This window comes from Prevotella sp. DNF00663 (genome assembly GCF_001553265.1).
Lineage (GTDB): Bacteria > Bacteroidota > Bacteroidia > Bacteroidales > Bacteroidaceae > Prevotella.
Window position 1 is genome coordinate 16,624 of the sequence record NZ_KQ960625.1, and the last position, 25,035, is coordinate 41,658.

Here is a 25,035-nt window from a genome sequence, read left to right on the forward strand (position 1 = left end):
TGTATCTTATTTTAATCAACTTCTCACTCCTAAATCCTCACTTCTCACTCTTAACTCAAAACTTTGTCGCTTTCAATCAGATTGAGTAGATGTTCCACGGCCACCTCTTGAGGGATGTTTCTCTCTACACATTCCTGTCGGCGATAGAGCGAAACCTTGCCCGGACCGGCTCCTACGTAACCGTAATCGGCATCGGCCATCTCGCCCGGACCGTTCACAATACAGCCCATGATACCAATCTTGAGACCCTTCATATCCTTGGTTGCCTCACGAATTTGGGCGATGGTCTGTTGCAAATTATATAAGGTGCGACCGCAACCGGGGCAGCTGATGTATTCTGTTCGGGTGGTACGAAGGCGCGAAGCCTGCAATATTCCATAGGCGGTTTGGTCGATGAAGCTTTGTGGAATGGTACCATCGTTCATCAGCCAGATACCGTCGGTGAGTCCGTCTATCATCAATGCGCCCATGTCGGCTGCTGCTTCGAGCTGCAAATCGCTCTTTTCAAGCTGTGAATGGCGATACATCTGTGCGAAGATAACAGGGTTTTCAACTCCCGCATTCATCATCTCGTGAACCAAAGCACGCTGCTCTCCTAATCTGTTTTGGTGATTTGAAGCACATACGACCACCACTTCTGGGTGACTCTTGAGGCATGCCAAATACTCTTCTGTGGGACAGCCATATTGCAGAACGAGGAATTTGAGCGGAGCAGAAACCTGTCCTATAAATGGCATAGCGCTTACCGGGAAGATGGGGAAGATGTGAGAAACGTCTCCACCTTGGCTTGCTAATTCGGCGTATGTGTTGAAATCGAGGATGTAGTTCTGTCCGGGGAACAACTTGTCGGGCATTGCCGAGCCGGCATAAATATAGTCCGGACGTTGCGAGGGAGTCTGCTTGTCGCGGCTATCGTCGTTTCCCAGATTACCGATAACCACAGGAACCTGTGTTCCACCCACGTGGTGTACGGGTTTGGTGTGGCGTCGTTCAGGGCGCAACCAGTCGAAACCGGTATATGGCTCGGCCGGAATGAGCATGTGACCGCTATGCTTTCCGAGGTAATCTACCAAGTGACGAGCCACAGGAATCTCGCATTCCGGCTCCTCGCTGAGCGATACACGAATGGTATTACCGATGCCATCGGCCAATAAAGCACCAATTCCTACAGCGCTTTTGATACGTCCATCTTCGCCTTCTCCGGCTTCCGTGACGCCCAAATGCAGCGGATAGTGCATGTCTTCGCGCTCCATCGTGTCGACCAAGAGGCGCATGCTGCGTACCATGACCACCGTATTTGATGACTTGATGGAGATGACTACGTCGTTGAAATTTTCTTTTTTGCAGATACGGAGAAACTCCATACAACTCTCAACGATACCTTCCGGTGTGTCACCATATCGGTTGCGAATGCGATCAGAGAGCGATCCATGGTTCACACCGATACGAATTGCCGTGTGATTCTCCTTACAAATGTTGAGAAACGGTACGAATCTATCCTCTATCTTCTTTAACTCTTGCGCATATTCCTCGTCGGTATATTCCAACTTAATGAACTTGCGAGCAGGGTCAACATAGTTTCCCGGATTCACTCTTACTTTTTCTGCGTAGTGAGCAGCCACGTCGGCTACGTTGGGATTGAAGTGTACATCGGCCACAAGTGGGGTGTTGTAGCCACGCGATCGAATGCCCGCGTTGATGTTTTTGAGGTTTTCTGCCTCCTTTGAACCTTGTGTTGTGAGTCGCACGAGTTCTCCTCCTGCGCGGATGATACGCTCTGCTTGTTCCACACAAGCATCGGTATCGTTGGTGTTGGTGGTCGTCATCGACTGTACACGGACAGGATTTTCGCCGCCCATGTCGATGGCTCCGATATGTACAACGGATGATTTGCGCCGTTGATAATTGAATAAATCTATCATTAGTTGGTCTTGAACTTATAGTCCTTTATATCTGCTAGCTCTGCATTTGCTTTCTCTATCTTTTGTCCCAAAGACGCTTTCCAAGCGTCAACTTTGGCTGCCATGTCGGCATCGGAGACCGCAATAATCTGCGCCGCGAGGATAGCTGCGTTCTGAGCTGCATTTATTCCCACCGTAGCTACGGGTATTCCGGGTGGCATTTGGATTATGGAAAGCATGGCGTCAAGCCCATCCAGCATGCCCTTGATAGGCACTCCAATGACGGGAAGTGGGGTAGATGCGGCGATAACACCGGGCAAAGCGGCCGACATTCCAGCTGCTGCTATGATGACTTTGATACCGCGTTCGCGAGCACCTTTGGCAAAAGCTTCGACCGCAGCGGGCGTTCTATGAGCCGAAAGAGCATTCACTTCGAAAGGTATCTCTTGACTTTCGAGCCATTTACAAGCTTTTTCCATGACGGGCAGATCGCTTGTGCTGCCCATGATAATACTCACAATAGGTTTCATATAAATGGATGTTTAATTATATAATTGCTATGGCGACAAACGCCAATAATAGTCCTAAGAAGAAGCCCGCAATGATTTGAGCCAATGAATGTTGCCGCAGAATCATGCGACTGGTACCTACCAAGCCGGCCAATATCATGACCAAGCAAAGCCACCATACCGGGTTGAACTCGAAGATGAGGGCAAATGCCATCAGCGCACCGGCTACTCCGCCACTCGCAACAGCATGGGTAGAAATCTTCCACCATACGTTTATCAGTGCACAGATAATCTGAATGACGAGCGCTGCCACCAAGATACCACCCATAAAGTGGGGCACATGGAGCAGATTCATCAGATAATAGCAGGCAAAGTAACACAATATGGAGATGACGTATGGCACCATTCGGCGCTCGCGAGCACCCAATTCGATGAGTGTCCACCCATGATAACGACGATACATGTGTATGAGTAGGGTAGGCGTAAGGATGGTAAAAAGATAGACCATAGTCAAAACGGAGAGCTTATAAGATAGCGGAAGCATGCTCAGATAGCTGAGTACGAAGAGTGCTACCAGTCCCAATAGTGGCAGATAGAAGGGCGAGAAGATGATACTTATAATTCTCGCAGCCGTTATAAGGTCCTTTTCTTTCATTACCTATGGTTAATCTAAAATCTTCAATTCAATTATTAATCTTTTATTCTTATTCTCTTTTTTGTCTCCCAAAAGCTACGTTTTGCGCAGTCGGGCAACCGGTAAGCCGAGTTGTTCGCGGTATTTGCCCACCGTACGTCGGGCTATCGGATAGCCTATCTTTTTCATTTCGGCCGTCAATAGGTCGTCGCTCATAGGCTTACGTTTATCTTCTTTGTCGATAATCTCTTTGAGTGCCAACTTGATTTTGCGTGTAGACATCTCCTCACCTTCCTCTGTCGTGTAGCTATCGGTGAAGAAATAGCGCAGTGGAAATGTTCCCCATCGTGTTTGGGCATACTTTACATTGCTTACACGGCTGATAGTTGAGATGTCCAATCCCGTCTTGTCGGCAATGTCTTTCAGTATCATCGGGCGCAAATCGGCTTCGTCTCCGTCTTCGAAATACTTGTGTTGCCAGTCTATGATAGCTTTCATGGTGACTGTAAGCGTGTGTTGTCGCTGCTTCACTGCCTCGATAAAGCCTTGTGCTTTGTCTACTTTACCCTTGGCATAGAGCAATGCCTCTTTCATCTGGCGGCTCATTCCGGCTTTGTTGTTCTTGTAGGTTGCCATCATATTGGCAAATGATTCCGAGACATGCAGCTCCGGAATATTCCCTCTATTCAGCGAGAAACTCACGCTACCATCATCGGCTGTGTCGATGATAAAGTCGGGTGTAATTTGGTGGACGTTCCGTCCTTCGGTCTCACCAAGTGATGCTCCGGGTTTCGGATTGAGTCTTACGAGCTCTCGATGCAACGTTTCGGTCTGTATATCGCTCAGTCCTAGTTGGCTTTGAATCTTATCCCAATGCTTGCGGGTGAATTCTTCAAAATAGTCGTTGACTACACGTTGCATGTATTCTTTGAGCTTATTATCGGGTCGACGGTCTATTTGTAGTAATAGACATTCTTGTAGTGAGCGTGCTCCGATACCTGCCGGGTCCATCGTTTGCAGCAATCCGAGCAAGCGTTCTATTTCCTCTTCGGGCACATCTATATTATGGTATATGGCCAATTCGTCGCAAATGCTGTCCAAATCTTTGCGCAACAAGCCGTCGTCATCAAGACTTCCGATGAGATATTCCATCACTTGGGCATCTTGTTCTGATAGCTCCATCATGCCCATTTGCTCTTTTAGCTTGTCGTAAAACGACGTGGTGTCGCCATAAACCATCTCTTCGTAGTCGGCATTTTGGTTATTGCTGCCGCTGTAGGTCTGTGGCATTTCGTCGTCGCGCCCTATGTTTTCGAGGGCGGCATCGAGTGCATCCTGCCGCTCTTCACGCTCGTTCTCTGTGTCGAAATCATCATCTTGGCTGTCTAGACGGTCGTCTACAGTCGACTCCGGCATCTCTTCGTCGCCTTTTTCCAGTGCCGGATTGTCATCTAGTTCGGCATTGATACTTTCCTCAAGCTCCGTCAATGGCATTTCCAACAGGTGCACATTGAGCATCTGCTGTTGTGACAAGCGTTGTACTTGCGCCAGTTTCTGTTCTTGAGTTTGTACGAGTTTCTGTGCCATAGCCTATTCTTTGAAGTATGCCGAGAGTTGCGCTGCCATCGAGGAGAGTTCCTCCGGATTGCCATTGCCGTATCTGTTCCATACGCGTCGGCATGGTTCGAGTAGTTCATGTGGTTGTTGAGGCCGAGCGAGATAGGGATCGCAAAGTTGGAAAGCCTCCATCGCTGCCACCACATGTTGCACGTCTATGCCCATGAGCCGGCTTAGTTCCACCACTTCGGGTGTCTCGTCCACCATCGTAATGGGCGTGAGTCGGAAGTATAAGTCGAGTATCATGATGAGCATGGTAGGTGTCAACGGACAGCTAACAGATACCGGCCGGAAGTCGCTCTCGAATGTTTCGTGGATGTCCACACCCTCGTAGAAAGCGTCTGGTTGGCCGAATCCGCACATGGTTCGTAATTTTCCTACCTCTTTAGCCAACCGTTTCGGGTGCGTAGCGTATGTCTCCCACAACATTTTCATGCTAGGTGTGTCGAGCCTTCTGATGTGAAACATCTGTTGATAAAGAAATGTTGGTGGTATATGCAATTCCATTCCCACGTCGACCAAGGCTCTCGAATAAAGTGCCTTTACGCCAACGGGCTTCTTTAGGTATAGCTGTAAGAGAATCAGCCAGTATGTATCTTCCCACAAAGGATGCATGACCATCGCTCTTTCTTTTTATCGCAAAGATAGTGTAATTTGCAGACAAAAGCAAAGTTTTACTTTGATTTTGTTGAGATACCAGCCTATGTTGGGGGAGGAATGTGGGATGCCACGTCTCTACAGAAGCCTCTCCCCATCCATTATCTCCCTCATTTACTGTCGCACCGGCTGAGCCGACTGCAACTACTCGGTCGATGACCGTTGGTTCTCCAAAAGGAGAGGGAGTAAGAAATAGACCTTTTCTGTCCCACAACTAAAGAACTTATCAACTCGAAGCCATCTCCCTTCCCTTTTGGGGAGGGGCGGGGTGGGGCTGTAAAGGACTGAGGTTGGGCTGTTGCACCGCCTCTTCAGCATCGCTGCCTCGGCTCTTCAGCACTGCTGTTCGGACTTTGCAGCACTGCTGCCCTGCCTCTGCAGCGTATAGAGAGTAAAGAGCTAGCAGTGAGAAATACTTGATATGCGTGATTTTTTGTACCTTTGTATTGAATTAGTATTGGATCAATATGCATGTCATTTCTTTATTCAAGCATTTGAATTGTAACTGTGTGAGGATAATCATACTATCTTTATTCCTGTGTGTTGCAACACTGTCGCCAGCACAGAAGCATTTTCCGAATATCGGTTTCGGTATTAACCGTCATGCCACTGACGGTCGCTTGGTGGGGCATCTTAATTTGGGACTACTCAGCAAAGTAGATACTTTGCATGGTGTTCAAGTGGGGGTATTCTCCTCTGTTGTGTCCGGTGAGATGCGAGGGCTGTCGGTGGGTGGTCTAATGACGGTGTCTCATCGCATGAAAGGCTTTCAGATAGCCGGACTTACCAATGTGAGTACCACTCCGATGCAGGGTACACAGATAGCCGGAGTTACCAATATATCCATGGGAATCAAGGAGGGTATGCAGATAGCCGGAGCCGTCAATGTGTGTTCGGGTTATATGCGTGGTTTACAGGTTGCGCCCTATAACTATGCCGACAGCCTGAATGGATCGCAGATAGGAATGCTCAATGTGGCGGTAAGTCATCCTCGTGGCTGGCAAGTGGGTATCATCAACTACACTCGCGACACCATTGCCCACAAGATAGGACTTGTTAATGTGAATCCGAAGACATGCATCGACTTCCTCGTTTTTGCTGGTACTATCTCCAAGTTCAATGGTGCAATGCGCTTCCGCAACCATAGTACCTATAATATGATTGGTGTCGGAACCCACTATTTGGGGCTTGATAAGGAGTTTTCTGGAGCTATCTACTATCGCCTCGGACAGTATTTCAGATTGTGGCCACGCTGGACGGTGAGTGGTGATGTGGGCTTTTTCCATGTGGAAACCTTCAAACCTCATAGTCAGGAGACGCCTAAACGACTCTATTCTCTGCAAGTGCACGTGAACATGGACTACCAAGTGAACGAAATATTGGGTGCTTTCGTCAGCACGGGATATGGAGATACCCGCTATTATAGTGGCGGCGACTATCGGCATCGCTTCTTGTTTCAAGGTGGTATCTCCATTCGTTACAATCGTAAATAAGCAAGTATGAAGAAGTTTTTCCTTATCCTTTTCGTATGGATGGCAGTGTTGTCAGGACAGGCGCAACATCTCTCGGATACCGTCGTGATACAACATGAGCGCGATATAGCGCCCTATGGGCAAATTATTCCGACCGACTCGTTGGTATGGCATAACCGGTTTCGTACCGATGATCCCGACTATTTGCATCCACATCCGTGGAAGGCGGCCGTCCAGGCAGCTGGTATCAACGTGTTCGTACATTGTTTCGACCGCTTTGTGATGGGCGAAGACTTTGCCAAAGTGACGTTTAAGACCATCGGCAACAATTTCCGTCATGCCTTCGTGTGGGATAACGATCAGTTCTCTACCAATCTTTTTGCCCATCCGTATCATGGTAACCTCTACTTCAATAGTGCCCGTAGTCGTGGCCTTTCGTTTTGGCAGAGTGCCCCTTATGCGCTGGGTGGCAGCCTGATGTGGGAGTTTTGTGGCGAGAAAGAGCCTCCGGCCATTAACGATTTGATGGCTACTACGTTCGGCGGAATAGCCATTGGCGAGATTACGCATCGTATTTCATCCCTCATTCTCAATGATCGTGCACACGGCTTCCGTCGCTTCTTACGCGAATTTGGAGCCACGGTGGTCAATCCGATGCAAGGTTTGGTGAGGTTGATGAATGGTGATGCGTGGCGCATTCGCCAAGAAAACTATCTCTATCATGATTATGAACAGTTCCCAGTAGACTTCAAAGCAACTGTCGGATTGCGCTATTTGGCCGATGATGGTGGACTGTTTCGAGGTGAGAGTAATCCTTATGTGAACTTCTACTTGGAGTATGGCGACCCTTTTAAGGAAGAGACAATGAAGCCATACGACTATTTCATGGCCAATGTTACGTTTGGTTTGTCGCGTAATCAACCATTGGTCAATGGTGTTCATCTGCTCGGACGCATTTGGGGAGTGCAGAACCAGAATTTCGATGGTATCCAAAGTCAGTTCGGAATCTTTCAGCATTTCAATTATTATGATTCGAGTCCGGTGAAGAATGGTACCTCGTTGACTCCCTATCGCATTAGCGAAGCTGCTGCATTTGGCCCCGGTGTCATCTATCGTTTTCCCCATGTGGGCAACCTACAACGTCTCGAACAGCGTATATTCCTCGACGCTATACTGCTCGGTGGAACAAAAAGCGACTACTATAATATGATAGATCGCGACTATAATATGGGTAGTGGATATAGTCTAAAACTCAATACACAGATGGATTTCCCACGTATGGGACGCTTTGCTTTCAATGTAGATTACTACCATATATATACTTGGAAAGGATATGAGGGTAAAGACTTAGCCAGTATAGATCCACTCTATCTGAACGCACAAGGCGATCGGGGCAATGCGGAACTGCTTGTGCTGAATCCGCTTTTCGTGTTTAAGTTGCGCAATGGTATGGGAGTGGAATTGAGTGGAAGCTACTTTTTGCGTACTACGCGGTATAAATATTATACCAATGTGCATGCCCAGACTTTTGAATTGCGCATGGGGCTAGTGCTGTAAGTGACAAAATGTTAAACTAGGTCAATCTGTTTGACTTACTGGAATTATTTGTAATTTTACCAACTATTATTAATTTTAAAAGACTCAAGTAATGAAAATGAAACATCTCGGTGTCGTTGCCGGCTTCATGGCAGCCACCCTTTTAAGTACATCGTGTGTGGGCTCGTTCAGCCTCTTCAATAAGTTGGCTCATTGGAACAAAGGTGCAACGAACAGTAAGTTCCTCAACGAACTTATCTTCTTGATTATCTCTCCGGCTTATGGAGTTTGTACGCTCGTTGATGCGTTGGTTCTCAACACCATGGAATTTTGGACCGGAAGTAACCCGATAGCCCAAAATGTAGGTAAGACACAAGAAGTGATGGGGCAGGATGGTCGTTACTATGCTGTGAAGACGTTGAAAGATGGTTATGAGATTACCAAACCTACCGGTGAGAAACTCTATTTTGTGTACAATCAAGAGACCAAGACATGGTCGCAAAAGCAGGATGGCAAGACCACAGATATTTTCACTTTCAACGACGATGGTACTATCCAAGCTCATTTGGGTAACGGTAAAGATGTGACCGTGACGCAAGATGAGGCTGGTGTTTATAAGTTGAAGATGGCTACAGGCATGGGCACTTACTGGGCTATGAGATAAAAAACACCCTGTAATTCCTCTTTTCGGAGAGTTGATAGTAACAAGAGGTGCTGAGTAAGAGGTAAGAGACTGACTTGATAGTCAACTCTCTTACCTCTTATCTTTTTCTTTTTATCTAAATATATGTGGCGTGTTTGGATTCGTGGATAAATTGAATTAACTTTGCAGAAAACATTGATGAATGAATACAGACAACGCAGCGACCGAGAAATATAAACATGGTCTCAGTGCTTCTGAGGTGAGTGAAAGCCGTAAGATGCATGGCGAGAACGTGTTGACACCGCCTGCCCGCACTTCGCTTTGGAAACTTTATGCCGAGAAGTATCGCGACCCGATTATTCAAATTTTGCTGGTAGCCGCTACCATTTCGCTGATATTGGCATTTGTAGAGCACGATTTTGTGGAGACCATCGGTATCTTTATGGCTATATTCTTGGCTACGACGGTGGGTTTCTATTTCGAGCGCGATGCCGCACGGAAGTTTAATGTACTCACAGCATTGACAGATGAGCAGTCTGTGAAGGTGCGTCGAGACGGTCGGGTGATGGAGATTCCGCGTCGAGAGGTTGTTGTGGGCGATGTCATCTTGATAGAAGTGGGCGACGAAGTGCCTGCCGATGCGCAGTTGATGGAGTCGGTAGATTTGCAAATAGACGAGTCGTCGTTGACCGGTGAACCTATCACGACGAAGCATGCCGACCCCAGTAAGGAGCAGAATAAGTCTACCTATCCGGTCAATATCATCCTGCGTTCGACGATGGTGATGAGTGGTCAGGGCTTAGCTGTGGTACGTGCGGTGGGTGATGAGACCGAGATAGGCAAGGTAGCACGCAAATCCAGTGAGGCCACAGATATTAAAACCCCTCTGAATATACAGTTGGGTAAGTTGGCGAGGCTTGTCTCCAAGGTGGGAACCGGAGTGTCTATACTGGCATTTGTGGCTTTTTTGCTACACGATATACTCACCAATCCGGCCGTATGGCATAGTACCAACTATATCCTTATGGCCGAAACGGTGTTGAAATACTTCATGATGGCTGTTACACTCATTGTGATGGCTGTGCCCGAAGGGTTACCGATGGCCGTCACTTTGTCGTTGGCCTTGAACATGAGACGTATGCTGAAGAGCAACAACTTGGTGCGTAAGCTGCATGCCTGTGAGACAATGGGGGCTGTAACCGTCATTTGTACCGACAAGACGGGAACCCTTACGCAGAACCGAATGACCGTAGGAGATATGGTCATCGTGGATGGTGACAAGCGGGAAATGGCCGAAGCGATAGCCGCTAACACCACAGCCGAGTTGAATGGAGACGAAGGTGTTGGCAATCCTACAGAAGTTGCGTTGCTCAATTGGGCACGAAAAGAAGGCTTTGATTACGCAAAATTGCGTAGCGAACGGCCGCTCGTGGAGCGTCAACCGTTCTCTACGGAGCGGAAGTACATGTCGACTACGGTGGCCGATGGTACTAGATATATCAAGGGAGCACCTGAGATAGTCATGAAATATTGTGATATGACCGATGCACAGCGTGCTGAAATATCGCAAAAGTTAGCCGAATATCAGCACAAAGCCATGCGTACTTTGGCCTTTGCCAGAGGTTGTAGACTGCAGGGAATCACTGCTATCTCCGACCCGATACGCGAGGATGTGCCCGCAGCAGTGTCCACTTGTGGCAACGCCGGTATCGAAGTGAAAATCGTAACAGGCGACACTGCGGCTACAGCAGCGGAGATAGGGCGACAGATAGGAGTCTGCGATGAGCTCACACCTCAAGTAGCTTTCATCACCGGAACGGAGTGGGCGGCTCTCTCAGACGATGAGGCTTACGATCGAGCAAAGCAGATACGCGTGATGTCGAGAGCCAAACCGACCGATAAGCAGCGACTCGTGGAGCTGTTACAACGCCGCGGTCATGTGGTAGCAGTGACGGGTGACGGTACCAACGATGCCCCCGCGCTGAACTATGCACACGTAGGCTTATCGCTAGGAAGCGGTACCAGTGTGGCCAAAGAGGCTTCCGATATGACTCTTCTAGACGATTCGTTCGGCTCGATAGCCAATGCCGTGATGTGGGGACGGTCGCTTTATCGCAATATTCAGCGCTTCCTTTTCTTCCAGTTGGTGGTGAATCTGGCGGCTTTGTTGCTCGTGTTGGGTGGTTCGGTGGTTGGTACCGAGATGCCATTGACCGTTACTCAGATACTCTGGGTGAACCTGATTATGGATACATTTGCCGCTATGGCGCTGTCGTCGTTACCTCCTTCGCGTGAGGTTATGACTGAAAGTCCTCGCAAGCAGAGCGATTTCATCATCTCAAAGGGCATGGCTCGCGGTATCATCTTCTGTGGTGTGGCGTTCTTTATCGTGATGTTGATATACCTTATCATTGTTGGGGGACATGGAATCGGTGGTGTTGACATCCACGAACTGACTATCTTCTTCACCACTTTTGTGATGTTGCAGTTCTGGAACCTATTTAATGCCAAGTGTCTAAGGTCGCATCATTCGGCTTTCAGACGCCTGTGGGCCGACAAAGGATTAGGTCTTGTGCTGCTTATCATACTCGTCGGACAGTGGGGAATCGTCACTTTCGGTGGTAAGATGTTCCGCACCGTGCCTCTCTCAACTACTGAATGGCTGACGATTATAGGTGCTACTTCGATGGTGCTGTGGTTTGGTGAGCTGTGGAGATGGGGCTTGAGACTAAGAGAAAAATAGGAAATGAGCAAAATAGAAGTCATAGGTCATACGGAGAAACCATCGCTGCCGAGTGTGGCTACCGTTGGTTTTTTCGATGGCGTACACCTTGGACACCGGTTTCTGATAGACCAATTGAAGGCTGAGGCTGCCCGTCGTGGGATGCTTTCAATGGTCATTACGTTTGCAAGACACCCTAGAGCTGTGTTGCAAGACGACTATGTGCCCCAGTTGCTGACGCAGCATAAGCGTAAATTAGAACTCTTGGAGCAGACCGGTGTGGACTGTGTGGTGGTGCTGGATTTTGATCGTGAAATGGCCGGACTTACTGCACGGGAATTCATGGAACAGTTGTTGCGCAACCAATTGGATGTGCATTGCTTGTTGACAGGGTATGATAATCGCTTCGGACACAACCGTGCTGAGGGCTTCGACGACTATGTAGGCTATGGTCGGGAGTTGGGAATGGATGTTGTTAGAAGCAAGGCTTTCGTGCTAGAGGGTGTCAATGTGAGTTCGTCGGTCATTCGTTCGTTGTTGCAAGAAGGCGAGATAGAGTTGGCCAATCGCTGCTTGGGCTATCATTACAATATCTGTGGACGAGTGGTTCACGGCTTTCAAGAGGGACGGAAGTTGGGCTATCCTACGGCCAACATAGATGTACAAGACACCAATCAACTTGTTCCAGCCATGGGGGTATATGCTGTTCGGGTGCGTGTAGAAGGCGATTCGCTGACGTATGGTGGCATGATGAGCATTGGAACACGCCCCACTTATAATGGAACGGAGTGTACACAAGAAGTGAACATCTTTCACTTTGAAGGCGATATTTATGGCCGTGAGGTGGAAGTGGAGTTCGTCAAACGCACACGTAGCGAAGAAAGATACGATAATATACGCCAGTTGGTAGATCGACTACGCCAAGACGAGATAGAAATAAGAGAAATATTAAGAATGTGAATATGAATAAGACAATCAAGATCATATGGGATGTGGCATGGTATCTCATCGTGTTCATCTTGCTACAAATACTGGTACAGTTTGCTACGGAGGCGATAGACCTGAGCGCTTCGGGCAAGAATGCTTCTGAGGTAATAGCGACCTTGAGGAACGGTTGGCTGCCTAGTCCGATGAATGTCATCGTGTCAACGGTGATAAGCAGCCTGTTGACCATTGCCATCTTCTTTTGGCGGAAGTGGACTCCTTACTCTCGTAGCTACATAGCGATGCGCCCTTGGCTCACGTTGGTGTGGATTGCGGTGGCAACGGTGGGCACTTTGATACCCTCTATATGGATGCAAGAGATGCTTGAGATGGACATGCCCGACTATTTAGAGAAGATGTTTATAGGCATCATGAGCGAGCCACTAGGCTATGTAGTTATCGGAATCTTGGCTCCGTTTGTGGAAGAAGTGGTGTTCCGTGGAGCCATCTTGCGTCGTTTGCTCGAAGTGATGGGGGAAAAATGGCATTGGGTTGCCATCCTTATCTCAGCGATACTCTTTGGTTGTGTACATGGTAATCTACCACAATTCGTGCATGCCGTGCTACTCGGATTGTTGTTGGGATGGATGTACTACCGTACCGATAGCATCGTTCCCGGTGTCGTTTTGCATTGGGTGAACAATACAATTGCTTATGTAGTGACCAATCTGATGCCCGGAATGGAGGATGCCAAGCTCATCGATTTGGCCGGTGGCAGTCAAATGCGCGTGTATCTGTGGGTGGCATTCTCGCTCTGTATCCTGCTTCCGGCACTGTTCCAACTGAACATGCGATTGCCTTTGAAAAGTCAGAAGAAGGGATAAGGAACTTCGGATAAACATATTTTGAAGGCAATAAAGCCTGCTTTTACATTTTCAAGAAATAGATTTTGATTTGCTGCCAAGCCTTGACAATCTTGTTGTCAAGGCTTGGCAGCATTGCTGTTTGGGCTAGACAGTATCGTTGTTGAGCCGTAGCAGTAAAGAGAGTTGATGAGTCTTGAAAGGTATTCATTTTTTAATTGGAATGTGAGATGGAGATTGTCGTAAAATGATGATGGCAGACTATGGGGATAATTAGAGTGATATGCCGTTATGATTTTTGTATTAGTGATAAGCTGAATAGCATTGAATAACAGAGAATTCCTACAGACTTGATAGTTAAGAAAATAAAAAAACACTATATATATAAGGTGTAAGCAAAAAGTTTATTTACTTTTGCGCCTTAATAACGTACATTCGTAACTATGCAAGATAATCTAGTTATCGTTGAGAGTCCGGCTAAGGCAAAGACGATAGAGAAGTTTTTAGGTAAGGATTTTAAGGTAATGTCTTCTTACGGACACATCCGTGATTTGAAGAAGAAAGAGCTTAGTATTGATACAAAGACGCTAGAACCCGACTACGAAATTCCCGAAGAGAAGAAGAAACTGGTTGCCGAACTGAAGGCGTCGGCAAAGAAAGCAAGTAAGATATGGCTTGCTTCCGATGAGGATCGTGAGGGAGAAGCCATCTCATGGCACCTGTGCGAGGTGTTGGGATTGGACGAAGAGAAAACCAGTCGTATTGTTTTCCACGAGATAACGAAACCTGCTATCTTGGCAGCTATTGAGCATCCGCGTCGTCTGAATATGTCTTTGGTGAACGCACAGCAGGCTCGTCGAGTACTTGACAGATTGGTAGGATTCAGACTTTCGCCCGTGTTGTGGCGCAAGGTGAAGCCGGCTTTGAGTGCCGGTCGTGTACAAAGTGTTGCCGTGAGACTCATTGTTGAGCGCGAACGCGAGATACAAGCTTTCCAATCAGAGCCTTACTACCGTGTGAATGCCATCTTTGGTATCGTGCATAGTGATGGTTCGGCCTCGGAAGTGAAGACCGAACTCGATACTCGTTTCAAAACTCACGAGGAAGCATTGGCTTTCTTGGATAAGTGTAAGGATGCTGAATTTACGGTTTCCAGCATTGCCAAAAAACCGTTGAAGCGCACTCCTGCTCCCCCATTCACAACCTCTACATTGCAACAGGAGGCTGCCCGTAAACTCGGTTTCACGGTGAGCCAGACCATGATGGTGGCTCAACGACTATACGAGGGTGGACGTATCACTTATATGCGTACCGACTCTGTGAACCTGTCGTCGCTGGCTATCAATACCAGTAAGGATGAAATCATCGGCCGTTACGGCAAAGAATACAGCAAATCACGTAACTATCATACGCACGCCAAAGGTGCGCAAGAGGCTCACGAAGCCATTCGTCCGACTTTTATGGCAACAACCGAGATTGACGGAACGTTGCAGGAGAAGCGTCTCTACGACCTGATTTGGAAGCGTACGGCAGCTAGTCAGATGGCTGATGCGCAGATAGAGAAGACCACAGTAACCGTTAATATATCGGGAGCTAGCGAGAAATTTGTGGCTACCGGAGAGGTTATAGCTTTCGACGGATTCTTGAAAGTGTACCGCGAGTCGGTAGACGACGAAGATAACGCATCGGAAGAGTCGACCAATATGTTGCCTGCCATGAAGGAAGGTGACGTGTTGCAGCGTCGTGAAATCAGCTCTACCGAACGTTTCAGTCAAGGACCTATTCGCTATACGGAGGCTAGCTTGGTGCATAAACTCGAAGAGTTGGGCATTGGGCGCCCGTCTACTTACGCTCCCACCATCAGTACTATTCAGCAACGTGAATATGTACAGAAGGGCGATAGAAAGGGGGAAGAGCGCTCTTATACCATTGATGTGTTGAAGGGAATCAAGGTTGCCAGTCGCGTCAAGAAAGAAATGGTGGGTAGCGAGAAAGGTAAGTTGCTGCCTACAGATACCGGCATTGTGGTGAATGACTTCTTGATGCAGAGTTTCCCCGACATCATGGATTACAACTTCACAGCACGTGTGGAGCAGCAGTTCGACCAAATAGCCGATGGCAAGGAAGGTTGGCACGACATGATGAGAGATTTCGATAAGAAGTTTGAACCGACAGTAGAGAAAGTGATGAATGCACGTTCGGAGCATAAAGCGGGCGAGCGTGAGCTGGGAACCGACCCGAAATCGGGTAAGCCGGTGTTTGTGAAAATCGGTCGATTTGGTCCGATGGTACAGATAGGTACGGCCGATGATGCAGAGAAACCACGTTTCTCGCAGTTGCCGGCTGATAAGAGTATGGAAACGATAACGCTTGAAGAGGCATTGGAACTGTTCAAATTACCCCGCACGGTGGGGCTATATGAGGGTACCGATGTAGTCATAGGTTCGGGACGTTTTGGTCCTTACATCATGCATAACAAGAAGTATGTGTCGCTGCCCAAGGGTGAAGACCCCATGACAGTGACGCTTGATACGGCGGTGAAACTAATTCAAGCGAAGGTGGAACAAGAAGAGAAACGCCACTTGAAGCAGTTTGATGAGGATGCTAAATTGGAGGTGCTTAATGGTCGTTACGGCCCTTATATAGCATACGATGGCAACAACTATCGCATGCCTAAAGCACTCCATGAGAAGGCTACCGATCTTACTTATGAGCAATGTATGGAGATTGTGAATACAGCTCCGGCTCCGAAAGCTAAAACACGTCGCAAGAAGTGAAGCGAATCATTATCATAGGATACATGGGTGCCGGCAAAACGACGGTGGGAAAGGCACTGGCTCAAGAGTTGGGATTACCTTTCTATGACCTCGATTGGTATATAGAGAGCCGGATGCACAAGACGGTGAAGCAGATATTCGACGAACAAGGAGAAGACGGATTTCGCCGAATTGAGCGCAACATGTTGCATGAGATAGCCGAGTTTGAGGATGTTGTCATCAGTTGTGGTGGCGGTACGCCCTGCTTCTATGATAATATCGACTACATGAATCGACAGGGAGAGACGGTCTATCTCAAGGCCACGCCTGAGGTATTGTATGGACATTTGAAGATGGGACGGTCGGTTCGCCCCCTTCTACTCAACAAGACTCCCGAAGAAGTGGAGGCTTTCATTCATGAACAATTGGCCTATCGGGAACCTTTCTACGCCCAAGCCAAGCATACACTAGACGTGAATTTGCTCGATAACTTCGAGAAAATCAAGATTTCAGTGAAGAGAGTGAGGGAACTCGTACAGGTATAAGCTGCCTCGATTCACATATTATTATTTATTCAGCTAACTTCCAAAACAAGATACTTCAATGAAAAAATGGACTGTTGAAGACTCCAAGGAACTCTACAACATCAATGGATGGGGAACCTCTTATTTCGGCATTAATCCTAAAGGTGACGTCTATGTCACCCCGTGCAAAGACAATACGCAGATAGACTTGCGCGATGTGATGGACGAATTGTCCCTGCGCGACGTGACGCCACCGGTGTTGTTACGCTTCCCCGACATCCTTGATAGTCGTATTGAGAAGACAGCTTCGTGCTTCAGTAAGGCGAAAAAGGAATACGACTACAAGGCCGAGAACTTCATTATTTATCCCATCAAGGTGAATCAAATGCAGCCGGTGGTAGAGGAAATCATCTCACACGGCCGTAAATTCAATCTAGGTTTGGAGGCCGGCTCAAAGCCTGAGCTTCATGCTGTGATTGCCGTGCAATGCCAAAGCGACTCGTTGATTATCTGCAATGGTTATAAAGACCAGAGCTATATAGAGTTGGCGCTGCTCGCACAAAAGATGGGAAAGCGTATTTTCATCGTTGTAGAGAAGTTGAACGAGCTTGAAATCATTGCTCAAGCAGCCAAGAAACTGAAAGTAAGACCTAATTTGGGTATCAGAATCAAGCTCGCTTCGAGTGGCAGTGGTAAATGGGAAGAAAGTGGTGGAGACGCTTCCAAGTTCGGATTGAATTCGTCTGAGTTGTTGAAAGCATTGGAAATGCTCGAAGAGAAGGGACTCAAGGACTGCTTGCACCTTATCCATTTCCACATAGGAAGCCAAATAACAAAGATTCGTCGTATCCAAACAGCCCTGCGAGAGGCAGCACAATTCTATATCAACCTGCACAAGATGGGGTATGAAGTAGACTTCGTGGATTGCGGTGGTGGTCTGGGTGTCGACTATGATGGTACGCGTTCGTCGAGCAGTGAGAGCTCTGTGAACTACTCGATACAGGAATATGTGAACGACTGTGTGTATACTTTCGTGGATGCGGCCGATAAAAATGCTATTCCACATCCCAATATTATCACTGAAAGTGGACGTTCGCTCACAGCTCATCACTCCGTATTGGTAATCGATGTGCTTGAGACTGCAAGCCTACCGGAGATGCCTGAAGAGTTTGAACCGAAAGAAACGGAACATCAACTGGTGAAAGACCTCTACGAAATATGGGATAACCTGAATCCACGCTCAATGTTGGAAGACTGGCACGATGCCGAACAGATACGCGATGAGTCGTTAGAACTCTTCTCTCATGGTATTGTTGATTTGAAGACACGTGCCGAGATTGAGAGCATGTATTGGAGTGTTTGCCACGAAATCAACTCGCTTTGTAGGACAATGAAACATGTGCCGGAGGAATTGAAAGGACTTGATAAACTCTTGGCTGATAAATATTTTTGTAACTTCTCGTTGTTCCAAAGCTTGCCGGATAGCTGGGCTATTGACCAATTGTTCCCCATTATGCCTATCCAAAGACTTGATGAGCGACCCGCACGCAACGCTACTTTGCAGGATATTACGTGTGATAGCGATGGCAAGATAGCTAATTTCGTGAACGACGGACGTGTCAGTCACGTGTTGCCTGTTCATCCTTTGAAGTGTAACGAACCTTACTACCTAGGTGTTTTCCTCGTTGGAGCTTATCAAGAGATACTCGGCGATATGCACAACCTGTTTGGTGATACCAACGCTGTGCACATTTCGGTGAAGGATGGAGGTTATCATATCGACCAAATCATCGATGGTGAGACGGTGGAAGAAGTGCTCGACTACGTTCAATACAACCCTAAGAAACTCGTCAGACAACTCGAAATTTGGGTGACGAAGAGCGTTAAGCAGGGTAAAATCTCTTTGGAAGAGGGCAAAGAGTTCCTGAGTAATTACCGTTCGGGCCTATACGGATACACTTATTTGGAGTAAATCGCAATGAAGGAAAAGCTTACTATCGTTAAAGTTGGGGGTGCTGTGGTAGAAGATGAGGCGCAGTTGGCTCGTCTTCTACAAGATTTCTCGGCCATAAAAGGACGTAAAGTGTTGGTTCATGGCGGTGGTCGTAGGGCTACGAAGGTGGCTGCTGCCCTCGGTATCGAGAGTAAGATGGTGAATGGTAGACGCATTACCGACCGCGAGATGCTGGAAGTGGTGACGATGGTCTACGGTGGATTGGTGAATAAGACTATCGTAGCTCGCTTACAAGCTATAGGTGTCAATGCCCTCGGACTAACGGGTGCTGATTTCAATGCCATTCGTTCGCACCGTCGACCGATACAGAATGGCGTGGATTATGGGTTTGTAGGAGATGTAGACCAAGTGAATGCCAATGGACTATCTACACTCATTGAGGCCGGTCTGACGCCTGTTATGGCTCCTTTGACACACGATGGTGAGGGCAATATCCTCAACACCAACGCCGATACTATAGCCGGTGAGACGGCTAAAGCATTGGCTGTAAAATACGATGTGACGCTCATGTACTGCTTTGAAAAGAAAGGAGTGTTGAGCAATCCCGACGATGACGACAGTGTAATCCCCGTGATTACACGTCAAGACTTTATACGTTATGTGGCCGATGGCATTGTTGCCGGGGGTATGATTCCTAAGTTGGAGAATGCTTTGGTAGCTATAGAAGCCGGTGTTTCGAGTGTTATCATCACACAAGCCACGGCTATTGACGGTCTGCAAGGTACCGTTATTCGATGAAAGTTAATTTTTGTTTATACTGTAACTTTACTTTATTCCATTCGTCATTCAATTAGAGAGATGAAAATTATCAGCTTCCGAAACGATGTACTGCCGCTGAAGAATCAGCTCTATCGGCTCGCTCTCCGCATTACGCTAGACAGCGCCGAGTCCGAAGACATTGTACAGGAGACGATGATTAAGGTGTGGGATAGGCGCGAAACATGGCAGGAAATAGACTCCATTGAGGCTTTCTGCTTTACAATATGTCGAAATTTAGCACTCGACAGCATCAAACGCCACGGTAATCAGAATGATTCGCTTGACGAACATGATACCGATAGCCCCGATCAATCTCTTGATCCGTACGAGCAAATGCTACGAAACGATAGGTTGGATGTAGTCAAGAAGCTCGTGGATGAGTTGCCCGAAAAGCAGCGAAGTTGTATGCAACTGCGCGATTTTGAGGGAAAGCCCTACAAGGACATAGCCTCCGTGCTTGGTATAACCGAAGAACAAGTGAAGGTAAATATTTACCGAGCACGTCAGGCTATCAAAGTTAAATTTCAAGAAATCGACAATTATGGATTATAAATACATCGATCAGCTGTTGGCACGCTATTGGGATGCGCAGACAACTCTCGAAGAAGAGGAGATTCTGAAGGCATTCTTTAGTCAGGAAGATATTCCTGCCAGCCTGCTCAAGTACAAGTCGTTGTTCGCTTATGAGCAACAGGAGGTACGTGAGGATGTGTTGGGTAGCGACTTTGATGCTAAGATATTGTCTATGATAGAAGAGGTTGCGCCTGTGAAGGCACGCACCGTCTCTATGGCTTATCGCTTGCGTCCGCTGTTTAAGGCAGCTGCTGTGGTGGCCATTATCTTGACACTTGGCAATGCCGCTCAAGCCACTTTTGATGATAAAAATGATGGTTATGCGGGTACAATGATGGAGAAGACCCACGAAGGGGCTTCTGTAGCGCTGACCGATTCAGCCGTTATCGACTCTGTTCAGCATTCTAGTATAGATGCAGTTCAGGTTCCCGGTACGGTTATACTCAAATAGATTATTTCTATGCTTTCTCTATAAATCATGTTTAGTAAAACAACAATGAAGCTGTGAAGCTTCTATTCTCTCAAATTTTTCATAACATACTAACGTAGTAAAGGGCTGTACCAAGAGATGCAGCCCTTTTATTTTGTGTACAATGATAACCTTTTTATAAAGAGATATAGAGTATTTGGTATAACTTCGATTAACTCTATAACTTCCTTCATTACACTTGTCTATCCTTGCCTTTCAGCCCAATCTCCACGGTCAAGATTGCGATAACTCACAGCTTCGGCAATATGTTGGGCGGTTACTTGGTTGCTTCCAGCCAAGTCGGCAATGGTTCTAGCCACTTTCAAGATGCGACTATAGGCGCGAGCACTCAAACTTAATCGCTCCATAGCGGTGCGAAGCATGTCTAAGCCGGCACTGTCCGGCTCGGCAAATTGATGTATCATGCGTTCGGTCATCTGTGCGTTACAATGCACGTGAGCCTGTCCGCGGAAGCGAGCCGTCTGTGTTTCGCGTGCTTTGATGACTCTCTCGCGGATGGCACTGCTTGGTTCGCCGGGCTGAACCTTACTTAAATCCTTGAATGGAACGGGTGTTATTTCTACCTGAATGTCTATGCGGTCGAGTAAAGGACCACTGATTTTGTTCATATAACGCACTATCTGACCGGGCAGGCATACGCAGTTGTGTGTGGGATCGCCGTAATATCCGCACGGACAAGGGTTCATACTGGCCACGAACATAAATGAACATGGATATTCAACATTATATTTGGCACGGCTAATGGTTATCTTTCTGTCTTCTAATGGTTGCCGCAATACCTCCAAAGTATGCTTGTTGAATTCCGGTAATTCGTCGCAAAAGAGCACGCCATTGTGAGCCAAACTAATCTCGCCGGGCATGGGATTGGCTCCTCCACCAACGAGGGCAACCTCCGAAATGGTGTGGTGAGGGGCGCGGAAAGGGCGTTGTGAGATGAGCGAATCATTCTTTCCCAGTCGCCCAGCCACACTGTGTATCTGCGTAGTTTCAAGACTTTCGGCCAACGAAAGGGGCGGAAGAATAGACGGTAACCGCTTGGCCATCATCGATTTGCCACTTCCCGGTGGTCCAATCATAATGAGATTGTGTCCACCTGCGGCCGCAACTTCGAGCGCACGTTTCACGTTTTCCTGTCCCCGAACATCGGCAAAGTCGAGGTCAAACTTATATTGCTGTTCGTAAAACTCACGTCGTGTATCAATGACGGTGGGTGAATAGCTATCTGTTCCGGCTATGAATTTCACCACATCGAGCAGAGATTCCATGCCATAGACATTAAGGTTGTTCACCACGGCGGCCTCCCTCACGTTCTGTTGGGGCACGATGAGACCGTCAAAGTGCTCGTTGCGTGCTTTGATGGCAATGGGTAAGGCACCTTTGATGGGCTGTAGATGCCCGTCGAGACTCAATTCGCCCACCATCATATAGCGTCCTAAACGTTCGTCGGGAATGTTTCCATTGGCAGCCAAAAGGGCAATTGCCAATGGTAAATCGAAGCTGCTACCCTCTTTACGAAGGTCGGCCGGTGCCATATTCACCGTGATGTCGGCTTTCGGGAACTGATAACCATTGTATTGCAGGGCTGCAGCTATGCGGTCGCGTCCCTCTCTTACGGCCTCGTCTCCAAGTCCGGTAAGATGGTAGAGTATTCCCGGTGTCAAGCTAACCTCGATGGTAACGGTCGTCACGTCGAGACCATTGACGGCCGCACAATAAGTCTTTACTAGCATGTCTTCTTGGTATTAAGGTACGACGATGTCGTTATTTCATCTTCTCCAGTTCACTACGAAGTTGTTCGGGATTCATTCCGCGCCCAACGATGCGCCCACGTTTCATGACGATATTGTCGGGAACATTGAACAGGCCTAGTTGTTTGATGAGGTTACTATCGAACATCTTGCCGTCGCAAACTACACTCCATCCCCATTCTTCGCGCTCCACATTGTCCTTACAGAGTTTGGAATCGGCATCCAAGCATATGCTGATGATGGCCAGTTTGTTGCCCAAATCCTCATGATATTGCTTGAGTCGGCGTACGGCATCCATCGATTCGTAACTCCATGTAGCCCATGTGTTGATGATGGCGATAGGTGCTTTGGCTAGTGTAGGGCTAGTGATACGTTTGCCTTTAAGGTCTACGGCCGTAAATTTAGGTAGTTTCGTGGGCATGCTACGTGCTTTCTGGAGCAGTCGAGCCACGTATCCATTGTTGGGTTGCGCCTGTCTCAATGTCGTCAACAAACGTATAGCTGTGGCATGATCGGGCTGTGGTGTCAGCAGAAAGTATTTGCTTACTAAGTAAGCTCCGACTGGTGAATCGGTATGGTCGGCTACAAACAGTTCGGCATGTTTCTTGATTTCGGGTGGCGAGTTGTTCACTATCTGCCTGCGGAACTTCGTCATAAGTTCGTTATCCTTGGTTCCCGTTATCTCCATCTCTTTCAGGTGAGACGCATCTCCACTGATGTCGACAGTCTTACCCGGTACAGCGAACACCGGTTGTTCTGAGAAATTGGGGAATACTATCATCAGTGTGGCTTCGCGTTCGAGCGGAGTCTCGTACGAGAAACGGCCACCTACCACTTTGATAGTGTCCATACCATTGAGGCCACCATCGGGACTATAAACGTAAAACTCACCCTGATTCAGGTTGATGAGACGCCCGTCAATCTTAAAATGTCGGCCGTTCGTCCCACACGAAACCAAAATAAGGGTGAGCAGTATAAACTGTATGAGTCTTCTCATTTATCTGACCTTGGCAAATTCAAGATCCTTCTCAGCATATTTAGACAACGAAGAATCCTTTTGCAATGCCTCTTTTAGATATGAGTTAGAAGCATATTTATTCTTCATGCGTGCGCTGATGATGGCATGTAAATAACTTGTCATGGCATCAGGATGCTTGATATTCTTCAGTGTAAGGATTGCAGCTGCATAGTCCTTGTTTAAGATTTGAGCCAGTGCAGCGCTGTTACTATCGGAGTTCTTCAAGTTTTCTGCAGCCTGTGCAAAGTTTCCTTTGGCAATATTCAGATTACCCATCACCTCGTTGAAGCCGTTGGCATTTACTGCATCCGCTAGTTTAGCTTCGGCCTCTTTCACATTTCCTTGTTGTAAAGCTAATAGTGCTTGGTTGGCGAAAGCCTCCGGAGCTTTACTATCCACGTGCTGTGCCTGCTTGAAGTAATCGGCAGCGGCTGCATTGTTGCCTTCGTTGAAAGCCAAGACACCTAGGTTGTTGTAAGCACGATAGTCTTTATCGTAAAGTTCTGTGGTCTTCTTGTAGATGGCAGCTTGCTTGGCTGGGTTCTCCTCCAAGGTAGCAGCGTAGAGCAATTCTTCCAAACTCAATTTGACAGGGTCGGCAGCATATTGTGCTTTAATCTGTTCGTCGTCGCGTCCGATGGTCTCGTAGTTGATGATTAGGCGGCTTCTACGCAATTCGGGCAATACTTCATTGGCCAGTTCACGGAATCCCTCGCTCATGTTACGAATCTGCTGTTCGCGCTCCTGTGGGTCTTTATACATGGAGAGTACGCGCAAGATGACATCCTTATCTTGTATATTGGAAGCCTGAACCAATTGCTGGAAACCTTCCCAGTCTTGTGCTGTATAGTGAGCATCGATGGGTGCATCCACCTTTGTATTCTTGAGTTGCTGTTTGACATAACCCTCACTTACGGTCTGACGCTTGTTGGCCAACTTATCATTGAAGTCGAATCCACCTTCAGGTGAAGCGTATGCCGAAACCTCTACGTTCTGAATATTGAGTTGTTCGCGGTCGGCATTAATCTTCTTGAGCAGTTTCACAAACTCCTGAACGCTGTTGTTTTTCAGTTCGCTTTGGCGCAGATTAGCTTGGTTTACAAGGAATCTTACGTTGGCTTCCTGCTTCATAACGTTCACACGCTGGAAAGAATCGGGAGCTATACAAGCCCCTCCGTTCAGCAAAGTTTGGCGATAAAGTTCGCTTGTAGCGATGACACCGTTAGCAATTTTCACAGCCGGAACTTTCACCGTCTTATTACCTATGCGTGCATTGAATGTGAGATACAACTCGCTTTGTTGCATGGCAGGCGTATAATCGAAGTTGGTCTTCATGGTGTAACGGCCGCCCAAGCGATACGAAATGCTTTGGTTGTTACCCATCACACCTTCGCCTTGGAAAGTAGCACCTTGTCCTTTGACCACCTGTCCACCGCCATAACGCAGTTCAGGAACAACGGTTACGGTAGCCTTTTTCTTCATATATTTCTCAGGAAACACACCGTTGATGGTGGCAGGAACTTCGCCGCCTACTGTCTCTAATGGGTTAGGATCTACTGTGAAATGGTCTGCTGAAAGCGCTCCCATCTTCCCCGAGCAAGAGGAAAGGGCAACTAATACGCCGGCAGATAAAGAAAGAATAAGACTTTTATTCATACTACGATTAAAGTTTAGG

21 protein-coding genes are annotated in these 25,035 nt (G+C 47.6%); 12 read left to right on the plus strand and 9 right to left on the minus strand.

Annotation, left to right across the window (positions count from 1 at the left end):
* Positions 1-50: 50 nt before the first annotated feature.
* The 5 genes from HMPREF3034_RS06805 to HMPREF3034_RS06825 all read right to left on the minus strand — a co-directional run bounded on the left by HMPREF3034_RS06805 (position 51) and on the right by HMPREF3034_RS06825 (position 5,282).
* A complete protein-coding gene (locus HMPREF3034_RS06805) occupies positions 51-1,922 on the minus strand; it encodes a 4-hydroxy-3-methylbut-2-en-1-yl diphosphate synthase (protein WP_062434282.1) in 1,872 nt (623 codons plus the stop codon).
* Entirely contained in the window at positions 1,922-2,431 is a 510-nt protein-coding gene (purE, locus tag HMPREF3034_RS06810) for a 5-(carboxyamino)imidazole ribonucleotide mutase (protein ID WP_036898243.1), read from the minus strand. Before purE ends, HMPREF3034_RS06805 begins: the two co-directional genes overlap by 1 nt.
* Positions 2,432-2,447: 16 nt before the next feature.
* Positions 2,448-3,065, minus strand: coding sequence for a phosphatase PAP2 family protein (locus tag HMPREF3034_RS06815; protein WP_062434285.1), 618 nt, complete (start codon positions 3,063-3,065; stop codon positions 2,448-2,450).
* A 75-nt stretch (positions 3,066-3,140) separates the two neighbouring features.
* Entirely contained in the window at positions 3,141-4,631 is a 1,491-nt protein-coding gene (rpoN, locus tag HMPREF3034_RS06820) for an RNA polymerase factor sigma-54 (protein ID WP_062434288.1), read from the minus strand.
* A gap of 3 nt (positions 4,632-4,634) precedes the next feature.
* Complete coding sequence (locus HMPREF3034_RS06825; protein WP_036898250.1) at positions 4,635-5,282, minus strand: hypothetical protein; 648 nt, start codon at positions 5,280-5,282, stop codon at positions 4,635-4,637.
* A gap of 545 nt (positions 5,283-5,827) precedes the next feature.
* On the opposite strand from HMPREF3034_RS06825, the gene HMPREF3034_RS12995 reads away from it, so the two are divergent.
* The 6 genes from HMPREF3034_RS12995 to HMPREF3034_RS06850 all read left to right on the plus strand — a co-directional run bounded on the left by HMPREF3034_RS12995 (position 5,828) and on the right by HMPREF3034_RS06850 (position 13,499).
* On the plus strand, positions 5,828-6,811 hold the full coding sequence (locus HMPREF3034_RS12995; RefSeq protein WP_156431068.1) for a hypothetical protein: 984 nt from the start codon (positions 5,828-5,830) through the stop codon (positions 6,809-6,811).
* A gap of 6 nt (positions 6,812-6,817) precedes the next feature.
* Positions 6,818-8,347, plus strand: coding sequence for a DUF3943 domain-containing protein (locus HMPREF3034_RS13000; protein WP_082721722.1), 1,530 nt, complete (start codon positions 6,818-6,820; stop codon positions 8,345-8,347).
* A 91-nt stretch (positions 8,348-8,438) separates the two neighbouring features.
* The gene (locus HMPREF3034_RS06835; RefSeq protein ID WP_036898264.1) at positions 8,439-8,990 is read left to right on the plus strand and encodes a DUF3332 domain-containing protein; all 552 of its coding nucleotides are present in this window, start codon (positions 8,439-8,441) and stop codon (positions 8,988-8,990) included.
* 181 nt (positions 8,991-9,171) lie between these two features.
* A complete protein-coding gene (locus tag HMPREF3034_RS06840) occupies positions 9,172-11,712 on the plus strand; it encodes a calcium-translocating P-type ATPase, PMCA-type (RefSeq protein ID WP_062434291.1) in 2,541 nt (846 codons plus the stop codon).
* 3 nt (positions 11,713-11,715) lie between these two features.
* Positions 11,716-12,651, plus strand: a complete 936-nt coding sequence (locus HMPREF3034_RS06845; RefSeq protein WP_062434294.1) for a bifunctional riboflavin kinase/FAD synthetase — start codon at positions 11,716-11,718, stop codon at positions 12,649-12,651.
* A gap of 2 nt (positions 12,652-12,653) precedes the next feature.
* A complete protein-coding gene (locus HMPREF3034_RS06850; protein WP_036898273.1) occupies positions 12,654-13,499 on the plus strand; it encodes a CPBP family intramembrane glutamic endopeptidase in 846 nt (281 codons plus the stop codon).
* A gap of 43 nt (positions 13,500-13,542) precedes the next feature.
* On the opposite strand, the gene HMPREF3034_RS12625 is transcribed toward HMPREF3034_RS06850, so the two are convergent.
* Entirely contained in the window at positions 13,543-13,689 is a 147-nt protein-coding gene (locus HMPREF3034_RS12625; RefSeq protein ID WP_156431069.1) for a hypothetical protein, read from the minus strand.
* A gap of 232 nt (positions 13,690-13,921) precedes the next feature.
* On the opposite strand from HMPREF3034_RS12625, the gene topA reads away from it, so the two are divergent.
* The 6 genes from topA to HMPREF3034_RS06880 are packed head-to-tail and all read left to right on the plus strand — an operon-like array spanning position 13,922 to position 20,555.
* Positions 13,922-16,255: a type I DNA topoisomerase gene (gene topA, locus HMPREF3034_RS06855; protein ID WP_062434297.1), complete on the plus strand. Its 2,334-nt coding sequence runs from the start codon at positions 13,922-13,924 to the stop codon at positions 16,253-16,255.
* Positions 16,252-16,779 (plus strand): shikimate kinase, encoded by a 528-nt coding sequence (locus HMPREF3034_RS06860; protein ID WP_036898279.1) that lies wholly within the window; start codon positions 16,252-16,254, stop codon positions 16,777-16,779. Before topA ends, HMPREF3034_RS06860 begins: the two co-directional genes overlap by 4 nt.
* A 58-nt stretch (positions 16,780-16,837) precedes the next feature.
* On the plus strand, positions 16,838-18,730 hold the full coding sequence (gene speA, locus HMPREF3034_RS06865; RefSeq protein WP_036898282.1) for a biosynthetic arginine decarboxylase: 1,893 nt from the start codon (positions 16,838-16,840) through the stop codon (positions 18,728-18,730).
* 6 nt (positions 18,731-18,736) lie between these two features.
* Positions 18,737-19,510 (plus strand): acetylglutamate kinase, encoded by a 774-nt coding sequence (argB, locus tag HMPREF3034_RS06870; protein WP_062434298.1) that lies wholly within the window; start codon positions 18,737-18,739, stop codon positions 19,508-19,510.
* Between the two features lie 60 nt (positions 19,511-19,570).
* Positions 19,571-20,083, plus strand: a complete 513-nt coding sequence (locus tag HMPREF3034_RS06875) for an RNA polymerase sigma factor (RefSeq protein WP_062434299.1) — start codon at positions 19,571-19,573, stop codon at positions 20,081-20,083.
* Positions 20,073-20,555, plus strand: coding sequence for a hypothetical protein (locus HMPREF3034_RS06880; protein ID WP_036898292.1), 483 nt, complete (start codon positions 20,073-20,075; stop codon positions 20,553-20,555). Before HMPREF3034_RS06875 ends, HMPREF3034_RS06880 begins: the two co-directional genes overlap by 11 nt.
* Positions 20,556-20,776: 221 nt before the next feature.
* On the opposite strand, the gene HMPREF3034_RS06885 is transcribed toward HMPREF3034_RS06880, so the two are convergent.
* The 3 genes from HMPREF3034_RS06885 to HMPREF3034_RS06895 are packed head-to-tail and all read right to left on the minus strand — an operon-like array spanning position 20,777 to position 25,016.
* Positions 20,777-22,324: a YifB family Mg chelatase-like AAA ATPase gene (locus HMPREF3034_RS06885; RefSeq protein WP_062434300.1), complete on the minus strand. Its 1,548-nt coding sequence runs from the start codon at positions 22,322-22,324 to the stop codon at positions 20,777-20,779.
* Positions 22,325-22,355: 31 nt separating this feature from the next.
* Positions 22,356-23,339, minus strand: a complete 984-nt coding sequence (locus HMPREF3034_RS06890) for a DUF4369 domain-containing protein (RefSeq protein WP_036900496.1) — start codon at positions 23,337-23,339, stop codon at positions 22,356-22,358.
* Positions 23,340-25,016 (minus strand): tetratricopeptide repeat protein, encoded by a 1,677-nt coding sequence (locus tag HMPREF3034_RS06895; RefSeq protein WP_062434301.1) that lies wholly within the window; start codon positions 25,014-25,016, stop codon positions 23,340-23,342. It abuts the gene before it with no gap.
* Positions 25,017-25,035 lie beyond the last annotated feature (19 nt).

Coding starts and splice junctions, on each gene's coding strand:
- HMPREF3034_RS06805 (WP_062434282.1), bottom strand. CDS start 1,922: ATGATAGATTTATTCAATTATCAACGGCGCAAATCATCCGTTGTACAT.
- purE (WP_036898243.1), bottom strand. CDS start 2,431: ATGAAACCTATTGTGAGTATTATCATGGGCAGCACAAGCGATCTGCCC.
- HMPREF3034_RS06815 (WP_062434285.1), bottom strand. CDS start 3,065: ATGAAAGAAAAGGACCTTATAACGGCTGCGAGAATTATAAGTATCATC.
- rpoN (WP_062434288.1), bottom strand. CDS start 4,631: ATGGCACAGAAACTCGTACAAACTCAAGAACAGAAACTGGCGCAAGTA.
- HMPREF3034_RS06825 (WP_036898250.1), bottom strand. CDS start 5,282: ATGGTCATGCATCCTTTGTGGGAAGATACATACTGGCTGATTCTCTTA.
- HMPREF3034_RS13000 (WP_082721722.1), top strand. CDS start 6,818: ATGAAGAAGTTTTTCCTTATCCTTTTCGTATGGATGGCAGTGTTGTCA.
- HMPREF3034_RS06835 (WP_036898264.1), top strand. CDS start 8,439: ATGAAAATGAAACATCTCGGTGTCGTTGCCGGCTTCATGGCAGCCACC.
- HMPREF3034_RS06840 (WP_062434291.1), top strand. CDS start 9,172: ATGAATACAGACAACGCAGCGACCGAGAAATATAAACATGGTCTCAGT.
- HMPREF3034_RS06845 (WP_062434294.1), top strand. CDS start 11,716: ATGAGCAAAATAGAAGTCATAGGTCATACGGAGAAACCATCGCTGCCG.
- HMPREF3034_RS06850 (WP_036898273.1), top strand. CDS start 12,654: ATGAATAAGACAATCAAGATCATATGGGATGTGGCATGGTATCTCATC.
- HMPREF3034_RS12625 (WP_156431069.1), bottom strand. CDS start 13,689: ATGAATACCTTTCAAGACTCATCAACTCTCTTTACTGCTACGGCTCAA.
- topA (WP_062434297.1), top strand. CDS start 13,922: ATGCAAGATAATCTAGTTATCGTTGAGAGTCCGGCTAAGGCAAAGACG.
- speA (WP_036898282.1), top strand. CDS start 16,838: ATGAAAAAATGGACTGTTGAAGACTCCAAGGAACTCTACAACATCAAT.
- argB (WP_062434298.1), top strand. CDS start 18,737: ATGAAGGAAAAGCTTACTATCGTTAAAGTTGGGGGTGCTGTGGTAGAA.
- HMPREF3034_RS06875 (WP_062434299.1), top strand. CDS start 19,571: ATGAAAATTATCAGCTTCCGAAACGATGTACTGCCGCTGAAGAATCAG.
- HMPREF3034_RS06880 (WP_036898292.1), top strand. CDS start 20,073: ATGGATTATAAATACATCGATCAGCTGTTGGCACGCTATTGGGATGCG.
- HMPREF3034_RS06885 (WP_062434300.1), bottom strand. CDS start 22,324: ATGCTAGTAAAGACTTATTGTGCGGCCGTCAATGGTCTCGACGTGACG.
- HMPREF3034_RS06890 (WP_036900496.1), bottom strand. CDS start 23,339: ATGAGAAGACTCATACAGTTTATACTGCTCACCCTTATTTTGGTTTCG.
- HMPREF3034_RS06895 (WP_062434301.1), bottom strand. CDS start 25,016: ATGAATAAAAGTCTTATTCTTTCTTTATCTGCCGGCGTATTAGTTGCC.